The sequence below is a fragment of the Mycoplana rhizolycopersici genome (assembly GCF_013378445.1).
Lineage (GTDB): Bacteria > Pseudomonadota > Alphaproteobacteria > Rhizobiales > Rhizobiaceae > Mycoplana > Mycoplana rhizolycopersici.
In genome coordinates this window covers 32,434-48,095 of sequence record NZ_JABXYK010000020.1, presented here as the reverse complement: position 1 = coordinate 48,095, position 15,662 = coordinate 32,434, and the positions used below count along the sequence as shown (strand labels likewise).

The following is a 15,662-nucleotide window of genomic DNA, read 5'->3' as shown; positions in this document are numbered from 1 at the left end:
AGCGATCTGGAGACGATCATGGGCGTTATGACATCCACCGAAGCAGCTCTGGACGAAAAAGCCGTCATCGCCGCAGCCGAACGCGCGCTTGCAGACATAGCGCTGGTCCGCAAGGAGGTGGGCAAGGTCATCTTCGGACAGGAGAGCGTGGTGGAGCAGACGATGCTCGCGATCCTTTCCGGCGGTCACGCCCTGCTGGTCGGCGTGCCGGGCCTTGCGAAGACGAAGCTGGTGGCGACGCTCGGCACCGTGCTCGGCCTCGCCTCAAGCCGCATCCAGTTCACCCCTGACCTGATGCCCTCCGACATTCTGGGCTCGGAGGTGATGGACCAGGACGAAAACGGCAAGCGCTCCTTCCGCTTCGTGCCCGGGCCGATCTTCACGCAGCTGCTGATGGCCGACGAGATCAACCGAGCCTCGCCGCGCACCCAGTCCGCCCTCCTGCAGGCGATGCAGGAGTACCATGTCACCGTTGCAGGCCGCGCCAACGACCTGCCCCGCCCCTTCCACGTGCTGGCGACGCAGAACCCGCTGGAGCAGGAGGGCACCTATCCGCTCCCCGAGGCGCAGCTCGACCGCTTCCTGCTGCAGGTCGACGTGGGCTATCCCGATCTCGCCGCCGAGCGGCGCATCCTGCTGGAGACCACCGGCACCGCCGAGGCCGAAGCCAGCCAGGCGATGCCCGAGGGCAGGTTGCTGGAAATCCAGACCCTCATCCGGCAGATGCCGATCGGCGAAACCGTGCTCGACGCGATCCTTTCGCTCGTGCGCTCCGCCCGTCCCGGCCATGGCAATGCCGAAACCGACAAGCAGGTCGCCTGGGGACCCGGGCCGCGCGCCGGCCAGGCGCTGATGCTGTGCGCCCGCGCGCGTGCGCTCTATGAAGGACGCCTTGCACCGTCGGTGGACGACGTGCTGGCGCTCGCCGAACCGGTGCTGCAGCATCGGATGGCACTGACCTTCTCCGCCCGCGCCGAGGGCATATCGGTGCGCGACGTGATTGCCTCGCTCGTCACGCAGGCCCGCGGCTGACGGGGCGCGTGATGGCCTCCATCGGCACCACCGTCCAACGTACCCCTTCCGCAGACGTCCTGTCGCGGGCGCAGGCGCGCGCCGCCCTGATGCCGGATTGCCTGGTCGAGGCGCGCAGACTGGCCAATACGGTGATTTCCGGCTGGCACGGGCGTCGCAAGCGCGGCATCGGCGAGAATTTCTGGCAGTTCCGCCCCTATGTCGACGGCGAGAGCCTGTCGCGCATCGACTGGCGCCGCTCCGCCCGCGACGACCACACTTATGTGCGTGACCGCGAATGGGAAGCCGCCCACACGATCTGGCTCTGGGCGGACCTGTCGCCGTCGATGATGTACAAGTCCACGCTCGGCAGCGTCTCGAAGGAAAGCCGTGCACTCGTCCTCATGCTGGCGCTTGCCGAAATCCTGGCGCGCTCCGGCGAAAGGATCGGCTGCCCGGGCGTCATGGAGCCGATCGCCGCACGCAATGCGGCCGAAAGGCTGGCCACCGCCATCGCCCATAGCCCGCTTGCCGACGGGTTGCCGCGCACCGACATGATCCGCGGGTCCAGCGATATCGTCCTCATCGGCGATTTCCTCGATCCGCCGGACCAGGTGATGGAGCGGCTCGGCCCGCTCGCGCGCCGGGGTCTGCGCGGCCACGTCATCGAGGTCGCCGATCCGGCCGAAGACCTGTTTCCCTATACCGGGCGGACGGAATTCACCGATCCCGAGACCGGCGACAAGCTGACGGCCGGCCGCGCCGAGACCCTGAAGGAGGACTACACCCGCGCCTATCAGGCAAGACGCGCGGCACTGGCCGACAGCCTGCGCCATCTCGGCTGGAGTTTCATCACCCATCGGACCGACCACCTCGCCTCCGAGGCCCTCGTCGCCGTGCACATGTACCTGTCCGGCCTGCCCGCCATGAGGGCCGCGGGTGAACGCCCATGAGCGGCCTTGCCTTCGCCTATCCCGCCGTCCTCGCGGCACTGGTGCTCCTGCCGGCGATCTGGTGGCTGCTGCGGCTGACGCCGCCCAAGCCCGTGGTCGAGGCCTTTCCGCCCTTCCGTATCCTCGCCTCCATCCTCAAGCGCGAGGAGACGCCTGCCAGAAGCCCCTGGTGGCTGACGCTGCTGCGCATGCTGATGGCCGCCGCGGTCATCCTTGCGATCGCCGATCCGGTGCTCAATCCGCGCGAAAACACGCTCGCCGCCTCTGGCCCGCTCGTCCTCGTCATCGACAACAGCTGGGCGTCCGCCGGCGACTGGCAACGCCGGGTCGATACGGCCAGCACGATGATCGATGATGCGGAGGCGCGCGATCTGCCGATCTCCATCGTCTTCACCGTGGACCGCCAGCACGACGCGGTGCCGACCGACGCGCAGTCCGCGCGCACGCGGCTCGCGGCAGCCCAGCCGCGCCCGCTGCCGGCCAACCGCCAGTCCGCCGTGGCCGCACTCAATACCGCGCTCGCCGGAACCCCGCCCGGCACCCTCGCCTTCATCTCCGACGGGATCGCCGCCGGCGACGACGACGGCACCGTCGCGGCACTGCAGGCGCTGAAGCCTGCGCAGATGCGCCTGATCGAGGGCGATGGTCGCAGTGCGCTCGCGCTGACCGATGCCAACAACGACGCAGAGGCGATGGTGGTGGCTGCAAGCCGGCTTTCGGCCGGCGAGGCCCGCACGCTCGCCGTCACGGCGCACGACACGCGCGGCCGGCCGATCGGCAATGGCACGCTGGACTTCCGCGCCGGCGAGACGACAGGCACCGGCAGCATCGCCGCGCCCTTCGAGCTTCGCAACGACTTCGCGCAGATCAGCGTCGACGGGCTGGCAACAGCCGGCGGCACCTATCTTCTGGACGACGGGTTCCGCCGCCGGCGCGTGGCGCTCCTGAGCGGGGAGACGATCGACGCCAGCCAGCCGCTGCTGTCGCCGCTGCACTATATCGAAAAGGCACTGGCCCCCTATTCCGACCTGATCCGACCAAACGTTTCCGATCTCGCAGCCGCCATACCGGAACTGCTCGACCAGCGTCCGTCCGTGCTGATCATGGCCGATATCGGCCGCCTGCCGGAGGAAGCCTATGGCCCGATGCAGAAGTGGCTCGAGGCCGGCGGCATGCTGATCCGCTTCGCCGGGCCGAGGCTTGCGGCCGCCCCTGCCGACGACCCGCTGGTGCCGGTGGTGCTGCGCAAGGGCGAGCGCGCCCTTGATGGCGCACTCTCCTGGTCCGAGCCGCAGCCGCTGGCCGCCTATCCGCCAGGCAGCCCGTTTGCGGGCATGCCGAGCGCCGGCGATATCCTGGTCAAGCGCCAGGTTCTCGCCGAGCCGACGCCCGACCTTCCCGAGCGCACCTGGGCGAGCCTGGCAGACGGCACCCCGCTCGTCACCACCGGCAAGGTCGGTGCCGGCCGTATCGTCCTGTTCCACGTCAGCGCCGAGACGGGATGGTCGAACCTGCCGCTTTCGGGCGACTTCGTGGAGATGCTGCGCCGTAGCGTGCAGCTGTCGCGCGGCGGCGGCGTCGCAGCGAGCGGAGAAGCGCAGGGCCAGCGCCTGCCCCCCTACCGGCTCCTGACCGCCGTCGGCACGCTTTCGACCGACACCGGCGAAGCAAAGCCCCTCGATCCGGCCACGGCCGGCAGCACCGCTGCGACCGCCGACAACCCGCCCGGCCTCTACGGCTCGCAGGACGGGTTCGTGGCCCACAACCTGCTGGCTGCCGGGCAGATGCTGAAGCCGCTCGCAACCGGAGACGCCGCGTCCCTCATGCGCGAAAGCCTGATCGGCCAGATGGCGAAATCGCTGAAGCCCGCCCTGTTCCTGATCGCGACGCTGCTGCTGCTGGCAGATTGCCTCGTGGTGCTGTTCATGAACGGCGCCTTCACGCGCCGCTTCCGGGTAACGCCCGCGCGCAGCGCGGCCGCGCTTATGGCGATGGTCACCGTCTCGGTCGGCATGCTGGCGCTCGCCTCAACGCAAGCGCTCGCCGAGGACACCAAGCCCGACGACGATGGTCTGCTGCAACGGCTCGACACCACCCATCTAGCCTATGTGCTGACCGGGGAGGACGAGGTCGACAGCATCTCCGAGCGCGGGCTTGCCGGCCTCACCGAGTTTCTCACCTACCGCACCACGCTGGAGCCAGGCGAGCCGATGGCGGTCGACATCTCCAAGGACGAGCTTGCGGTCTATCCGCTGATCTACTGGCCGGTCAGCGCAACGGCGCAGATGCCTTCGCCCGCAGACGTCGCCCGCATCGACGCCTACATGCGCAATGGCGGCACCGTCCTGTTCGACACCCGCGACCAGTATTCGTCACTGGAGAACAGCGCCGACACCAGCCCCAACACGCAGCGGCTGCGCGATATTCTCGCCAACCTCGACATCCCGCCGCTGGAGCCGGTGCCGCCGGATCACGTGCTGACGAAGTCCTTCTACCTTCTCAGTAACTTCCCCGGGCGCTATGCCGGCAGCCCCCTTTGGGTCGAAGCCGAACTCGACCAGGCGCAGGATCCGAACCGTCCGGCCCGCGCCGGCGACGGCGTGACCCCGATCATGATCACCGGCAACGATTTCGCCGGCGCCTGGGCAATCGACGCCAACGGCATGCCGCTTTTGCCGACCGTGCCGCCGGACGAGGTGCAGCGCGAGCATGCCTTCCGCTCCGGCGTCAACATCATGATGTACATGCTGACCGGCAACTACAAGGCGGATCAGGTACATGTGCCCGCCCTTCTCGAAAGGCTGGGCCAGTAGCATGAGCATCACCTTCTCCCCGCTTTTTCCATGGTATGTCATCGGCCTGATCGCCGCCCTGGCGCTTGTGCTGGCCGGGATCGGTCTCTGGCGGCGGATGCGCGGCGGCGCACTTCGGGCCGCTGCCCTCGCCCTTCTCGTGCTCGCACTCGCCAATCCCGTCGTGATGCGCGAGGAGCGCGAGCCGCTGTCGACCGTCGTCGCCGTCGTCGTCGACCGCAGCCAGAGCCAGCAGAACCCCGAACGCACGGCGATGACCGATCAGGCGCTGACGCAGTTGAACGACAACCTCTCCCGCTATCCCCGCATCGAGCCGCGCATCGTCGAGGCAGGCGACGATCCGGATTCCGACACGCCGTCCACGCGCCTGTTCGATGCGCTCACGGCCGCGCTGGCCGATGTGCCTCCGTCGCGCGTCGGCGGCGCCATCATGATCACCGACGGCCAGATCCACGACATTCCCGATCCCACGGCGTTTTCCGCCTTCGATGCGCCGGTGCATGGTCTGATCACGGGACGTCCGGACGAATTCGACCGGCGGATCGAGGTGCTGAGCGCGCCGCGCTTCGGCATCGTCGGCGAGCCGCAGGAACTGAGGTTCCGCGTCACCGACGACGGCAAGAGCCCGGGCACGACAGCACGCGTCACCATCCGCCTGAACGGCAACGAGATCGCATCCGAGACGGTGGCGCCGGGCGCCGAGACGCCCTTCCGCTTCGCCGTTCCGCGCGGCGGCCACAATGTCCTCGAATTTGCCGTGGACCCGGTGGAAGGCGAGATCACCACCGCCAACAACCGCGCCGTCCACATCATCGACGGCATCCGCGAGAACCTGCGCGTGCTGCTGGTCTCCGGCGAACCGCATGCCGGCGAGCGCGCCTGGCGCAACCTGCTGAAGTCCGACACCGCGATCGACCTCGTCCACTTCACCATTTTGCGCCCGCCAGAAAAGCAGGACGGCACGCCGATCAACGAGCTGTCGCTGATCGCCTTCCCCACCCGCGAGCTCTTCGTCGACAAGATCAACGAGTTCGACCTGATCATCTTCGACCGCTACCAGCATCGCGGCGTGCTGCCGATCCTCTACTACGACAATATCGCCCAATACGTCGAAAACGGCGGCGCGCTGCTGATTGCCGCGGGGCCCGAGCATGCCGGCAGCGATTCCATAGCCTATACGCCGCTCTCCGTCGTCCTTCCGGCGACGCCGACCGGGGTCATGAACGAGAAGGCCTTCTATCCGCGCCTTTCCGAACAGGGCAAGAAACACCCCGTCACCCGCGGCCTCGAAGGGGCATTCGACGAGCCGCCGCAGTGGGGACGCTGGTTCCGCACCGTCGACGTGGCGCGCCCGCAGGGCAATGTCGTCATGGAAGGGGCCGACAACAATCCGCTTCTGGTGCTCAACCGCTACGGCGAGGGCCGCGTCGCCATGCTGCTATCCGACCAGGGCTGGCTGTGGGCGCGCGGTTTCGAAGGCGGCGGCCCGCATGTTTCGCTCTATCGCCGCACCGCCCACTGGCTGATGCAGGAACCGGCGCTGGAGGAAGAGGCCCTGACGGCGCGCACCTTCGGCAGGACGCTGGAGATCACCCGCCAGACGATCAAGGATGCGCCGGGCCCCGCAACGGTGAAGCTGCCCTCCGGCCGGACGGAATCGGTCGAGCTCAAGGAAAGCGGTCCCGGCCTCTACAAGGCCGAGTTGAAGACGGCCGAAACCGGCCTCTACGAAATCGAAAACGACGGACTGACCGCGCTGGTCCATGTCGGCGCAGTCGATGCGCCGGAATTCAAGGCGACCATCTCGACCACGGAAACCCTGGCGCCGCTTGCCGAAAACACGAAGGGTACGGTGCGTCGGCTGGCCGAAGCGCAAGGCAGCCCGGAAGTCCCGCCGCTCCTGCCGGTTTCCGGTTCTGTACGCACCGCCGACCCGCAACGCCTCTCGCTGAGCATGACCAACGAGACCGTGCTGAAGGGGATCGACAGCCTGTCGCTGTTTGCCGGTTTCGCCGGCGTCGGCCTGCTGCTGCTCGCACTCTCCGCCACCTGGTATCGCGAAGGGCGCTGACAGGTTTGTCGGATAGCCGACACGACAAGGGAGCCCCGGCGCGCTGAAGCATTTCCGCGCACCGGGGCTCCGTCATTGATGGGCTCCCGTTTCGCCCCGTCCTGGGCATCCGCGGCCTCACAGCGTTCGAATTCGCCTGTCCGGGGATGGCCTTCCGCCTCCGTTCCCTATCGGAGCGCGCTTTCCACCGTTCTCGCAATCCATTCTTCGGGCGTGATACCGGCCTGCCTGGCGCGCTCGCTCACCGCCGCTGCGGTGTTCGGATCGAGGGGAACTTGATACACCAGATCCTCGACATTGCCCTCGGCAAGCACCACCCTGCTCGCCTGCGCTGCGAATTCCCTGACGCGTGCCGCCTTCTCCTCATCGCTCAGGCTCGCCTCGGCGGCGACCGCCGGGCAATAGAACGCAATGAGATGATTGATGGAATCGTCGGCGGAAAGGCCCTGTTCGCGCAGGAAACCGGCTGCAGCCTGCAGCTCCGCCGGCTGTTCCAGCAATATGCCCTTGGCGCGGAGGCGTTCGACTTCCACCGGAGCGGCGGGCGTGTCGAGGTCTGCAAGCCGCGGGCATTCGAGGCCTGCCGCACGCGCCGGACCGCCGCCCGCAGCCAGGCATGCACCGACAATGGCAATCGCAAGGGCCGCAGTCTTCATGGATGGCGCTCCCGAACAATCCGCGTCCATCGCGGCGTTTTCTTCTGCGCCCCATAGTATAGGAACGGCATTCCGGCACAACTATACTGGCGTTTCCCGCGCATCCCCGAGGATGGGCAAGACAAACCATGGCATGGATTGAAGTCTGAAGGGGTGCGGCGAAAGCGGATACACCACCTGAGACGCCGCGTGCGACGTTCAGGCAGGAATTGCCGCGCGAGCCGGAGCTAGCTCGCGACCGCAAGCTCCAGCGGCTGGGCTGCAGCCTCTTCCGGTCGCCAGCCGATCGTGCCTTGCAGGCGGGCATGCGTATCGGGTGAGAACGGCACGACCAGAACCCGCTTCGGGTCCACCGGTCCGGGGAAGGTCAGCGCGTTGTAGGCGACCTTCTCGAAGCCCAGCGGGCCATAATATGGCGGGTCGCCGACGAGGATGACCGCCTCCGAGCCCTTCCGCTTTGCCGCTTCCACGGCGATGCGGACCAGTTCCCGTCCGATGCCCCGGTTCTTGTGCGAAGGCCTCACGGCGAGCGGACCGAGGAGATGGCCCTTCACCGATCCTGCCATGACCGGCGTCATCCGAACCGATGCGATCGTCTCACCGTCGTCGGCGCAGATGAAGGAAAGCGAAAGGTCGTGCGGACCCTGCTCCCGGATGCGGGCAGCGGCGCGCACATGCCGTCCGGGGCCGAAGGCTTCTTCGTTGATGATTTCGATGGCTGCGTCGTGGGACGCGTCTTCGGTCAGGTAGACGAGGTCGTGCTTGGACAGGTCGTGTTTGGACATGGGATCGGAAACCGTATGCGAGACAACAAGAGATGGCTTCGCCTCGAGGGAGGCGTCACGAGCATCAGCGTCGTCGCGGGTTTCCTGCAAAGAACATCGTGCGGACCAAGCGTTCCTCATCATGCCACGGCGGCATGAATTTCCTGACCAGCGCGGATAGCAGAAAATTGCCGCGTGTCAAAGCCAAAAACGCACTGTTCAGAAAATAGAGCCTATTCGTACGTGTTCGTTTCATTATCTATCTAGCCAGACAAAACGACGAGGAAATCGAAGGAGATCAGGCATGGGAAGGCTTGTGGACGGCGTCTGGCAGGACGTCTGGTACGATACGAAGGCGACGAAGGGACATTTCAAGCGGCAGCCCTCGCAGTTTCGCAACTGGGTCACGCCGGACGGAAGCGCTGGCCCGACCGGTGAAGGCGGCTTCAAGGCCGAAGCCGGTCGCTACCATCTCTATGTGTCGCTCGCCTGTCCCTGGGCGCACCGCACGCTCATCTTCCGCAACCTGAAGAAGCTTCAGGATCTGATCTCGGTATCGATCGTCGATCCGGTGATGCTGAAGAGCGGCTGGGAGTTCAAGGGAGCGGACGGTGGCACCGTCGACCATCTCTTCGGACTGGGTGCGTTGTGGCAGGTCTATGTGAAAGCCGACCCGCACTATAGCGGCCGGGTCACTGTTCCGCTGCTGTGGGACAAGAAGCAGGGCAGGCCGGTTTCCAATGAATCCGCTGAAATCATCCGCATGTTCAACTCCGCCTTCGACGGCGTCACGGGCTGCCGGGACGACTATTATCCCGCCGCCCTGCGCGGTGAGATCGACGCGCTCAACGAACATATCTACGACACCGTCAACAACGGGGTCTACAAGTCCGGTTTTGCGACGACGCAGGAAGCCTATGAGGAAAACGTCGTCAGGCTCTTTGCCACCCTCGACGAGCTGGAAGAGCGGCTTGCGACCCGCCGCTACCTGACCGGCGAACAGATCACCGAAGCCGACTGGCGGCTCTTCACGACGCTGGTCCGTTTCGATGCCGTCTATGTCGGCCACTTCAAATGCAACATCCGCCGCATCGCCGATTATCCGAACCTGTCCGGCTACCTGCGCGATCTCTACCAGGTGAAAGGCGTCGCCGAAACGGTGAACATGCACCACATCAAGACGCACTACTATCGCAGCCACCTGACGATCAACCCGACCGGCATCGTGCCTGTCGGCCCGCAGCAGGATCTCACCGCCCCGCACGGGCGCGACAGCCTGCTGGCGGCCTGAGAGCGCGGGTTCCCGCCCCCTGCGCCGTTACCAGAAGTCGGCCGGCGTCGTGTTGCCGGCGACTTCCTCCAGCCGGCGGCGCGTCGCAGCCGTCACCCCCGCCGGCAGGTCGCCGAGCGCGAAGAACCGCGCCTCCACGATTTCCCGGTCCGCCACCTTGGGAGCGCTCTGGCGAACGTTTCGGCAGATGTAGAAGAGCACGTGATCGCGCTTGCTGGTCTGCCTGTTGAAATAGACATGGAAGAGCTCCGGCGCGTCGCCGAAGAGAAGGTTGCCCTCTTCCCGCATCTCCTTGGCCAGCGCCTGCGGGGCGGTCTCGTGCCGCTCGACGCCGCCGCCCGGCATGTGCCAGCCGGTAACGTAGCTGTGTCGGACGAGGAAAATCCGCCCCTCCGCGTCGAAGCAGGCCGCCCGCACGCCGAGTGTCATCCCGCGCGCATAGGCAAAATAGGTGTGAATGGCGCGCGTGAAGATGCGGGCCCACAGGTTTCGCATTTCCGGCGGTTGATCGCTGTCCATCGGCTCCCTTCGCCGCCTCCAATCACGGCCCATTAGGCTTTGCCACAAACGTGGCCGGAATCAATCCACCCACCTGGCCAGTCCCGCATTGTCCACCCACAAAGCGAAAAGCCCGAGCGCCTCGGCAACGAATCCCGGCAGCCGGCATTCCCTTTGCGTCGCATCTTGGTCTATTGAGGGTCATGTTCCGTCTCGCACATATTTCCGACATCCACCTGGGGCCCCTCCCCGCCCTGTCCGTTCTGGAACTGGCCTCGAAACGGATAACCGGCTTCGTCAACTGGCATCGAAACCGGCGGCGCCACCTGTTCGCCAACACGCTGGAACTCGTGACCGACGATGTCGAGCGCCGCGATCCAGATCATCTTGCGATCACCGGCGACCTCGTCAATCTCGCCGCCAGGATCGAGATCGACACCGTGGCCCGCTGGCTTTCCGGCGTCGGCAAGCCCGAAAACGTCTCCGTCGTGCCCGGAAACCACGACGCCTATGTGCCCGGCGCCTACGAGCGATCAACGCAGAGCTGGTACCCCTACATGCGCGGCGACGGCGCGCCGGAGGCGTGGAGCGAAGACCGGCATGTGTTTCCCTATATACGCGTTCGCGACAATGTCGCACTTATCGGATGCTCCACGGCGGTCGCCACGCCCCCTTTTGCCGCCAGCGGCTATTTCGGCAGGCGGCAGGCGCGCGAGACCGTCAATCTTCTGCGCGCCGCCGGCGAGGCCGGCCTGTTCCGCGTCGTCATGATCCATCACCCACCGATCCACGGTGCCACCTCCTTTCACAAGCGCATGATCGGCATTCGCCGCTTTGCCGCGACGATATCGGCCGGCGGGGCCGAGCTGGTCCTGCACGGCCACACCCACCTCAACACCGTCCACTGGCTGAAGAGCCCGGCGGCTCCCGTACCGGTCGTCGGCATCTCGTCCGCCTCGCAAGGCCCGGGCGGCCACAAGCCGCCGGCGGGCTACAACATCTTCTCGATTTCCGGCGGGCCGGGACGCTGGAACATGATGCGCGAGCGCTACGAAATCGATCAGTTCGGCACAGATATCGTGCTTGCAGAGACCACGCGGTTTTCGATAGCGGAATAAATCGCAAGGCGGCAGCGTCCAACAGGAGAATGCGTTTCCGTTGCCGGATGCCGGGCGGGGACGTCTTCTTCCGATCGGCAATTTCTCGTGGAAGGAACGCTCATGCCCGCCAAGTCCGTAACCCGTACGACCCTTGCGGCAGCCCTGCTTTTGGCGTTCACGCCGATCGGCCAGGCGTCCGCCGCAGACAGCGGCTCCGGCTCGCCGCCTACGCCCACCCAGACGACAACCACCTGCACGAACGGCAAGATCTGGAGCGCGACGCGCAAGATGTGCCTGACGCCGGAACAGATCAAATCCGAGCAGAAAAAGAAAGGCTCGCAGAAGAAGAGCGAGCTGAAGCCGGATGACATTCTGTATGAGGCCGCCCGCGAATTTGCCTATGCGGGCCGATACCAGCACGCTCTTGAAACGCTGAAGGCGGCGGAGAACCAGCGCGACCCGCGCATCCTCAACTATTACGGCTTCACCTATCGCAAGCTCGGCGACATGGACACGGCGATGTCCTACTACCACCAGGCACTGCAGGCCGACGAGAACTACATCCTCGCCCGCTCCTACATGGGACAGGCCTTGATCCAGCAGGGCGACATCGAAGGCGCCCGCGTCCAGCTGGTGGAGATCAGGGACCGCGGCGGCGAAGGGACCTGGGCCTATCGCGCCCTTCTGCAATCCCTTGGCGGCGAACGCAGCCGTTATTGACCGCAAGCGTCGAAAAAAGTCGTTCGGGCCGGCGTGCAAGCGCCGGCCCTTTTGCTATCATGCTTCCAGACTGGCAGGAACGAGGGGCAGGAAAGGCACGGAGCTTCCATTCTCCGGTCTGATGCTTGCGCAGCAGCGGGCAAATGTTTCATACCTGTGCGTCGAGCCCCGCACAGTGCGAATACCGATCCGATCTCGAACGTTCCCTTGGGGAAGCAATGCGTCAGACGGCAGAAACAGACGAATTCCGGCGTGACCTGGTTGGACTTCTGCCGAAGCTGCGCCGTTTTGCGATGACCTTGACCAGAAACGCCAGCGATGCAGACGATCTCGTCCAGGAAGCCTGTGAACGTGCGATCACCCGCAGCCACCTCTGGAACGGAGAGGGACGGCTGGAGAGTTGGATTTATGCCATGACGCGCAACCTCTGGGTGGACGAGGTCCGAAAGCGCAAGGTCCGCACGGGTTCGGGGACCGTCGATTTCTCCGAACAGGACGATCTCCACATCGAAGCATCGGCAGACAAGGCCGTCTACGCCAAGCAACTGCACAAGTTGATCATGACCATGCCGGAGGGCCTCTCCAGCGTGTTCCTGCTCGTCAACGTGGAAGGGCACAGCTACCGCGAGGCCGCCGACATTCTCGGAATACCGATCGGAACCGTCATGAGCAGGCTGTCGACCGCCCGTATACGACTGGCCGCGATGATATCCGAACAGACAGAGAGAAGGACCTGAGCTTTGGAAAGCACGCAGGGTCTCCCGTTGGAAGTGCGCTTGTCGGCCTATCTGGACGGACAACTGAGCCACAGCGAAATCCGGGAAATCGACGTCATGCTGGCGCGCGACGAAAAGGCGCGCACGCTGTTCAACCGGCTGAAGCTCGGCAGCGACCTCGGCCGCAAGGCCTTCGAGGACATGCTGCACGACCCCGTCCCGCTCGACCTCGTCCGCAGCATCAAGCAGGCCTCGGCCGAGACCGGCCAGAACCGCATGCGCTCTCCCCTGTCGCCGCCTTCCAAGGAGGCACCGCCGAAGAAAAGACTATGGAAAGTTGCAGGAGCCGGACTCGCCCTGCTCGCTGCCGGCGTCGGCGCCGGCTATCTCTCCGCCGCATGGCAGAACCCGGTTCCCCCGCCGGTCCACATCGCCGTCGCGCGAAACTGGCTTGACGACATCGCCGACTACCACCGGATCTATGCCCGCCAGTCCCGCCACCTCGTCGAGGTGCCGGCTTCCGAGAGCCAGCACATCACCCAATGGCTGACGACCGCGGTCGGCGTCGACTTCTCGATACCGGACCTCAGCGCGAAGGGCCTGACCTTCGAGGGTGCGCGCCTTCTCGTCGCCGGCAGCATGCCGACGGCACAGCTAATATACCGCGACCAGGACGGCGACATCTTCGCCGTCTGTTTCCAGAAAAGCGAGCCCGTGCCGGAAATGACGGAGCTGACCGACAGCATCCGCGACGACCTCGGCCTGGTCTCCTGGCAACGCGGCGCAGGCGCCTTCGTCGTCATCGGCCCCTCGTCCGATCCGCAGCTGGAATCCATCGCCACGGCCGTGGCCCAGACGATCTGACACGCAGCTCCGTCGGACGCCTCACGCTATCGACGATCCACTTGGACGCGAAAACGCCGCCCCGAAATGCGGAGCGGCGTCGAATTGCCTTTGTCTCGCTATGTCAGCGGCCGGCTTCTTCCAGAACGCGATTGGCCGCAGAGACGATCGCTTCCAGCGAGGCGGTGACGATGTTGGTGTTCATGCCGACGCCGAAAAGCTTTCCACCGGGATGGGCGATCTCGACATAGGCGATCGCCGCCGCATTCGAGCCCTTCTGGAGGGAGTGTTCGGAATAGTCGACGACGGACATCTCGATGCCGGTATAAATCGAAAGCGCATGGATGAAGCCGTCGATAGGCCCGGTGCCCTGCCCCTCGATCCGCTTCGTCTCATTGCGATCGGTGATCTCGGCCGCAACGATTCGCACGCCCTTGTGCGCGGTATCGGGATAGGTGTGGTGGTCGACGAAGCGCAGCCGCGCATCCGGCTGGCTCACATAGCGTTCGACGAAGCGCTCGTAGATGCGCTGCGATGGCAGTTCCACGCCCTGTTCGTCGGTAATGCGCTGGATGTCCTCGCGGAACTCGACCTGCAGGTTGCGCGGCAGGTTGATGCCGTGATCCTGCTGCAGGATGTAGGCGATGCCGCCCTTGCCCGACTGCGAGTTGATGCGGATGATCGCCTCGTAGGTACGCCCGACATCCTGCGGATCGATCGGCAGGTAGGGCACCTCCCACAGCGGCTTGTTGGCGGTCTTGATCGCCTTCATGCCCTTGTTGATCGCATCCTGGTGCGAGCCCGAAAAAGCGGTATAGACCAGTTCGCCGACATAAGGGTGGCGCTCGGGGATGATCATCTCGTTGGAATATTCGTAGACCGCCTTGATGCGCTCGATGTCGGTGCAGTCGAGCCCCGGATCGACGCCTTGCGTGTACATGTTGAGCGCCAGCGTCACGACGTCCACATTGCCGGTGCGCTCGCCGTTGCCGAACAGCGTGCCTTCGACGCGGTCCGCGCCCGCCATCAGGCCGAGCTCGGTCGCAGCGATCCCGGTGCCGCGGTCATTGTGCGGGTGCAGCGAGACGATCAGGTTTTCGCGGTTGTCGAGGTTGCGGCACATCCATTCGATCTGGTCGGCATAGACGTTCGGCGTCGCCATCTCGACGGTCGATGGCAGGTTGATGATCAGCTTGTTCTCCGCCGTCGGCCGCACGATCTCGGTAACCGCGTTGCAGATCTCCAGCGCTACCTCGAGCTCGGTGCCCGTGAAGCTCTCCGGCGAGTATTCGAAGCGGTAGTCGCCGCCGGCCTTCGCCGCCATGTCGGTGATCATCTTGGCCGCGTCGGTGGCGATCTGCTTGATGCCGGCCACGTCCTTGGCGAACACGACACGGCGCTGCAACTCGCTGGTCGAGTTGTAGAAATGGATGATCGGCCGCTTCGCGCCCTCGAGAGCCTCGAAGGTACGGGTGATCAGCTCCGGCCGGCACTGGACGAGCACCTGCAACGAGACGTCGTCGGGAACGTTGCCCTGCTCGACGCACCAGCGGGCGAAGTCGAAGTCCGTCTGCGAAGCGGACGGGAAGCCGATCTCGATTTCCTTGAAGTTCATGTCCAGCAGGAGCTGGAACATGCGGGCCTTGCGGTCATGGCCCATCGGGTTGACGAGCGACTGGTTGCCGTCGCGCAGGTCCACCGAACACCAGATCGGCGCCTGGTCGATCGTCTTGCCGGGCCAGGTGCGGTCGGGAATGTTGACCTGCGGATAGGGCTGATACTTCACGGCGGCGTTGCTCATGCCGCTCTTACGGGTGTCGATAGTGGTGCTCATGTGCCTGTCTCTTCTCGTCCCGGCTCTCGCATGCAGCCTCATAGCGGATCGAAGCTCGCTTGGCGACGGCGAAAGCGGCCCTTCGTCGGGCGCCCGGGAAATTTACGATAGGGGTAATGCGAGGAGCACTTGTGCCGGCGGGCTTTTCGGCCGCCGGGCGCTCCTCAAAGGACCCGGCAACCGCGCGTAAGGCCGAGAAGAAGGAGCGAGGTGAAGCTGCGCGCGCGTTCGCGGGCGGCCTGACGGCTGCGCGATATGCGTGCGACGATGTTGCTTTCGCTCTTGGACATGGACCGGCTTATAGCCGCGAACCCGCAAGGGCGCAAGTCGCGGCTAGATGATTTGTGAAAACCGCTGGCCGGGGATAGTCTTTGCCGATGGCGCCGATCGGC

At 65.4% G+C, this 15,662-nt stretch carries 13 protein-coding genes; 9 read left to right on the top strand and 4 right to left on the bottom strand.

Going from position 1 to position 15,662, the window contains the following annotated elements; genetic code table 11:
- Nucleotides 1-18: 18 nt before the first annotated feature.
- The 4 genes from HV823_RS22990 to HV823_RS22975 are packed head-to-tail and all read left to right on the top strand — an operon-like array spanning nucleotide 19 to nucleotide 6,848.
- Nucleotides 19-1,032, top strand: a complete 1,014-nt coding sequence (locus HV823_RS22990) for an AAA family ATPase (protein WP_176952009.1) — start codon at nucleotides 19-21, stop codon at nucleotides 1,030-1,032.
- Nucleotides 1,033-1,043: 11 nt separating this feature from the next.
- Entirely contained in the window at nucleotides 1,044-1,964 is a 921-nt protein-coding gene (locus HV823_RS22985; RefSeq protein ID WP_176952008.1) for a DUF58 domain-containing protein, read from the top strand.
- Nucleotides 1,961-4,777, top strand: a complete 2,817-nt coding sequence (locus HV823_RS22980) for a DUF4159 domain-containing protein (RefSeq protein ID WP_176952007.1) — start codon at nucleotides 1,961-1,963, stop codon at nucleotides 4,775-4,777. The genes HV823_RS22985 and HV823_RS22980 overlap by 4 nt, the downstream gene beginning before the upstream one ends.
- Before the next feature lies 1 nt (nucleotide 4,778).
- Entirely contained in the window at nucleotides 4,779-6,848 is a 2,070-nt protein-coding gene (locus tag HV823_RS22975) for a hypothetical protein (protein ID WP_176952006.1), read from the top strand.
- Between the two features lie 167 nt (nucleotides 6,849-7,015).
- Here HV823_RS22975 and HV823_RS22970 read toward each other — a convergent pair whose 3' ends face one another.
- Nucleotides 7,016-7,504, bottom strand: coding sequence for a hypothetical protein (locus HV823_RS22970; RefSeq protein ID WP_176952005.1), 489 nt, complete (start codon nucleotides 7,502-7,504; stop codon nucleotides 7,016-7,018).
- Between the two features lie 227 nt (nucleotides 7,505-7,731).
- Nucleotides 7,732-8,289, bottom strand: coding sequence for a GNAT family N-acetyltransferase (locus HV823_RS22965; RefSeq protein WP_246301892.1), 558 nt, complete (start codon nucleotides 8,287-8,289; stop codon nucleotides 7,732-7,734).
- A 283-nt stretch (nucleotides 8,290-8,572) separates the two neighbouring features.
- Here HV823_RS22965 and HV823_RS22960 point away from each other — a divergent pair, with 283 nt between their 5' ends.
- Complete coding sequence (locus tag HV823_RS22960) at nucleotides 8,573-9,559, top strand: glutathione S-transferase family protein (protein ID WP_176952004.1); 987 nt, start codon at nucleotides 8,573-8,575, stop codon at nucleotides 9,557-9,559.
- Between the two features lie 27 nt (nucleotides 9,560-9,586).
- Here HV823_RS22960 and HV823_RS22955 read toward each other — a convergent pair whose 3' ends face one another.
- The gene (locus tag HV823_RS22955; RefSeq protein ID WP_176952003.1) at nucleotides 9,587-10,078 is read right to left on the bottom strand and encodes an NUDIX domain-containing protein; all 492 of its coding nucleotides are present in this window, start codon (nucleotides 10,076-10,078) and stop codon (nucleotides 9,587-9,589) included.
- A 182-nt stretch (nucleotides 10,079-10,260) separates the two neighbouring features.
- Between HV823_RS22955 and HV823_RS22950 the strand changes: the two genes are divergently transcribed.
- The 4 genes from HV823_RS22950 (at nucleotide 10,261) to HV823_RS22935 (ending at nucleotide 13,457) form a co-directional block, all read left to right on the top strand.
- Nucleotides 10,261-11,175, top strand: coding sequence for a metallophosphoesterase family protein (locus tag HV823_RS22950; RefSeq protein WP_176952002.1), 915 nt, complete (start codon nucleotides 10,261-10,263; stop codon nucleotides 11,173-11,175).
- A gap of 102 nt (nucleotides 11,176-11,277) precedes the next feature.
- Complete coding sequence (locus tag HV823_RS22945) at nucleotides 11,278-11,877, top strand: tetratricopeptide repeat protein (protein WP_176952001.1); 600 nt, start codon at nucleotides 11,278-11,280, stop codon at nucleotides 11,875-11,877.
- A gap of 218 nt (nucleotides 11,878-12,095) precedes the next feature.
- A complete protein-coding gene (locus HV823_RS22940) occupies nucleotides 12,096-12,614 on the top strand; it encodes an RNA polymerase sigma factor (RefSeq protein WP_176952000.1) in 519 nt (172 codons plus the stop codon).
- 33 nt (nucleotides 12,615-12,647) lie between these two features.
- The gene (locus HV823_RS22935) at nucleotides 12,648-13,457 is read left to right on the top strand and encodes an anti-sigma factor family protein (protein ID WP_343052011.1); all 810 of its coding nucleotides are present in this window, start codon (nucleotides 12,648-12,650) and stop codon (nucleotides 13,455-13,457) included.
- Nucleotides 13,458-13,560: 103 nt separating this feature from the next.
- Here the strand turns inward: HV823_RS22935 and leuA are convergent, their stop codons facing one another.
- A complete protein-coding gene (leuA, locus tag HV823_RS22930; RefSeq protein ID WP_176951998.1) occupies nucleotides 13,561-15,270 on the bottom strand; it encodes a 2-isopropylmalate synthase in 1,710 nt (569 codons plus the stop codon).
- Between the last annotated feature and the right edge of the window lie 392 nt (nucleotides 15,271-15,662).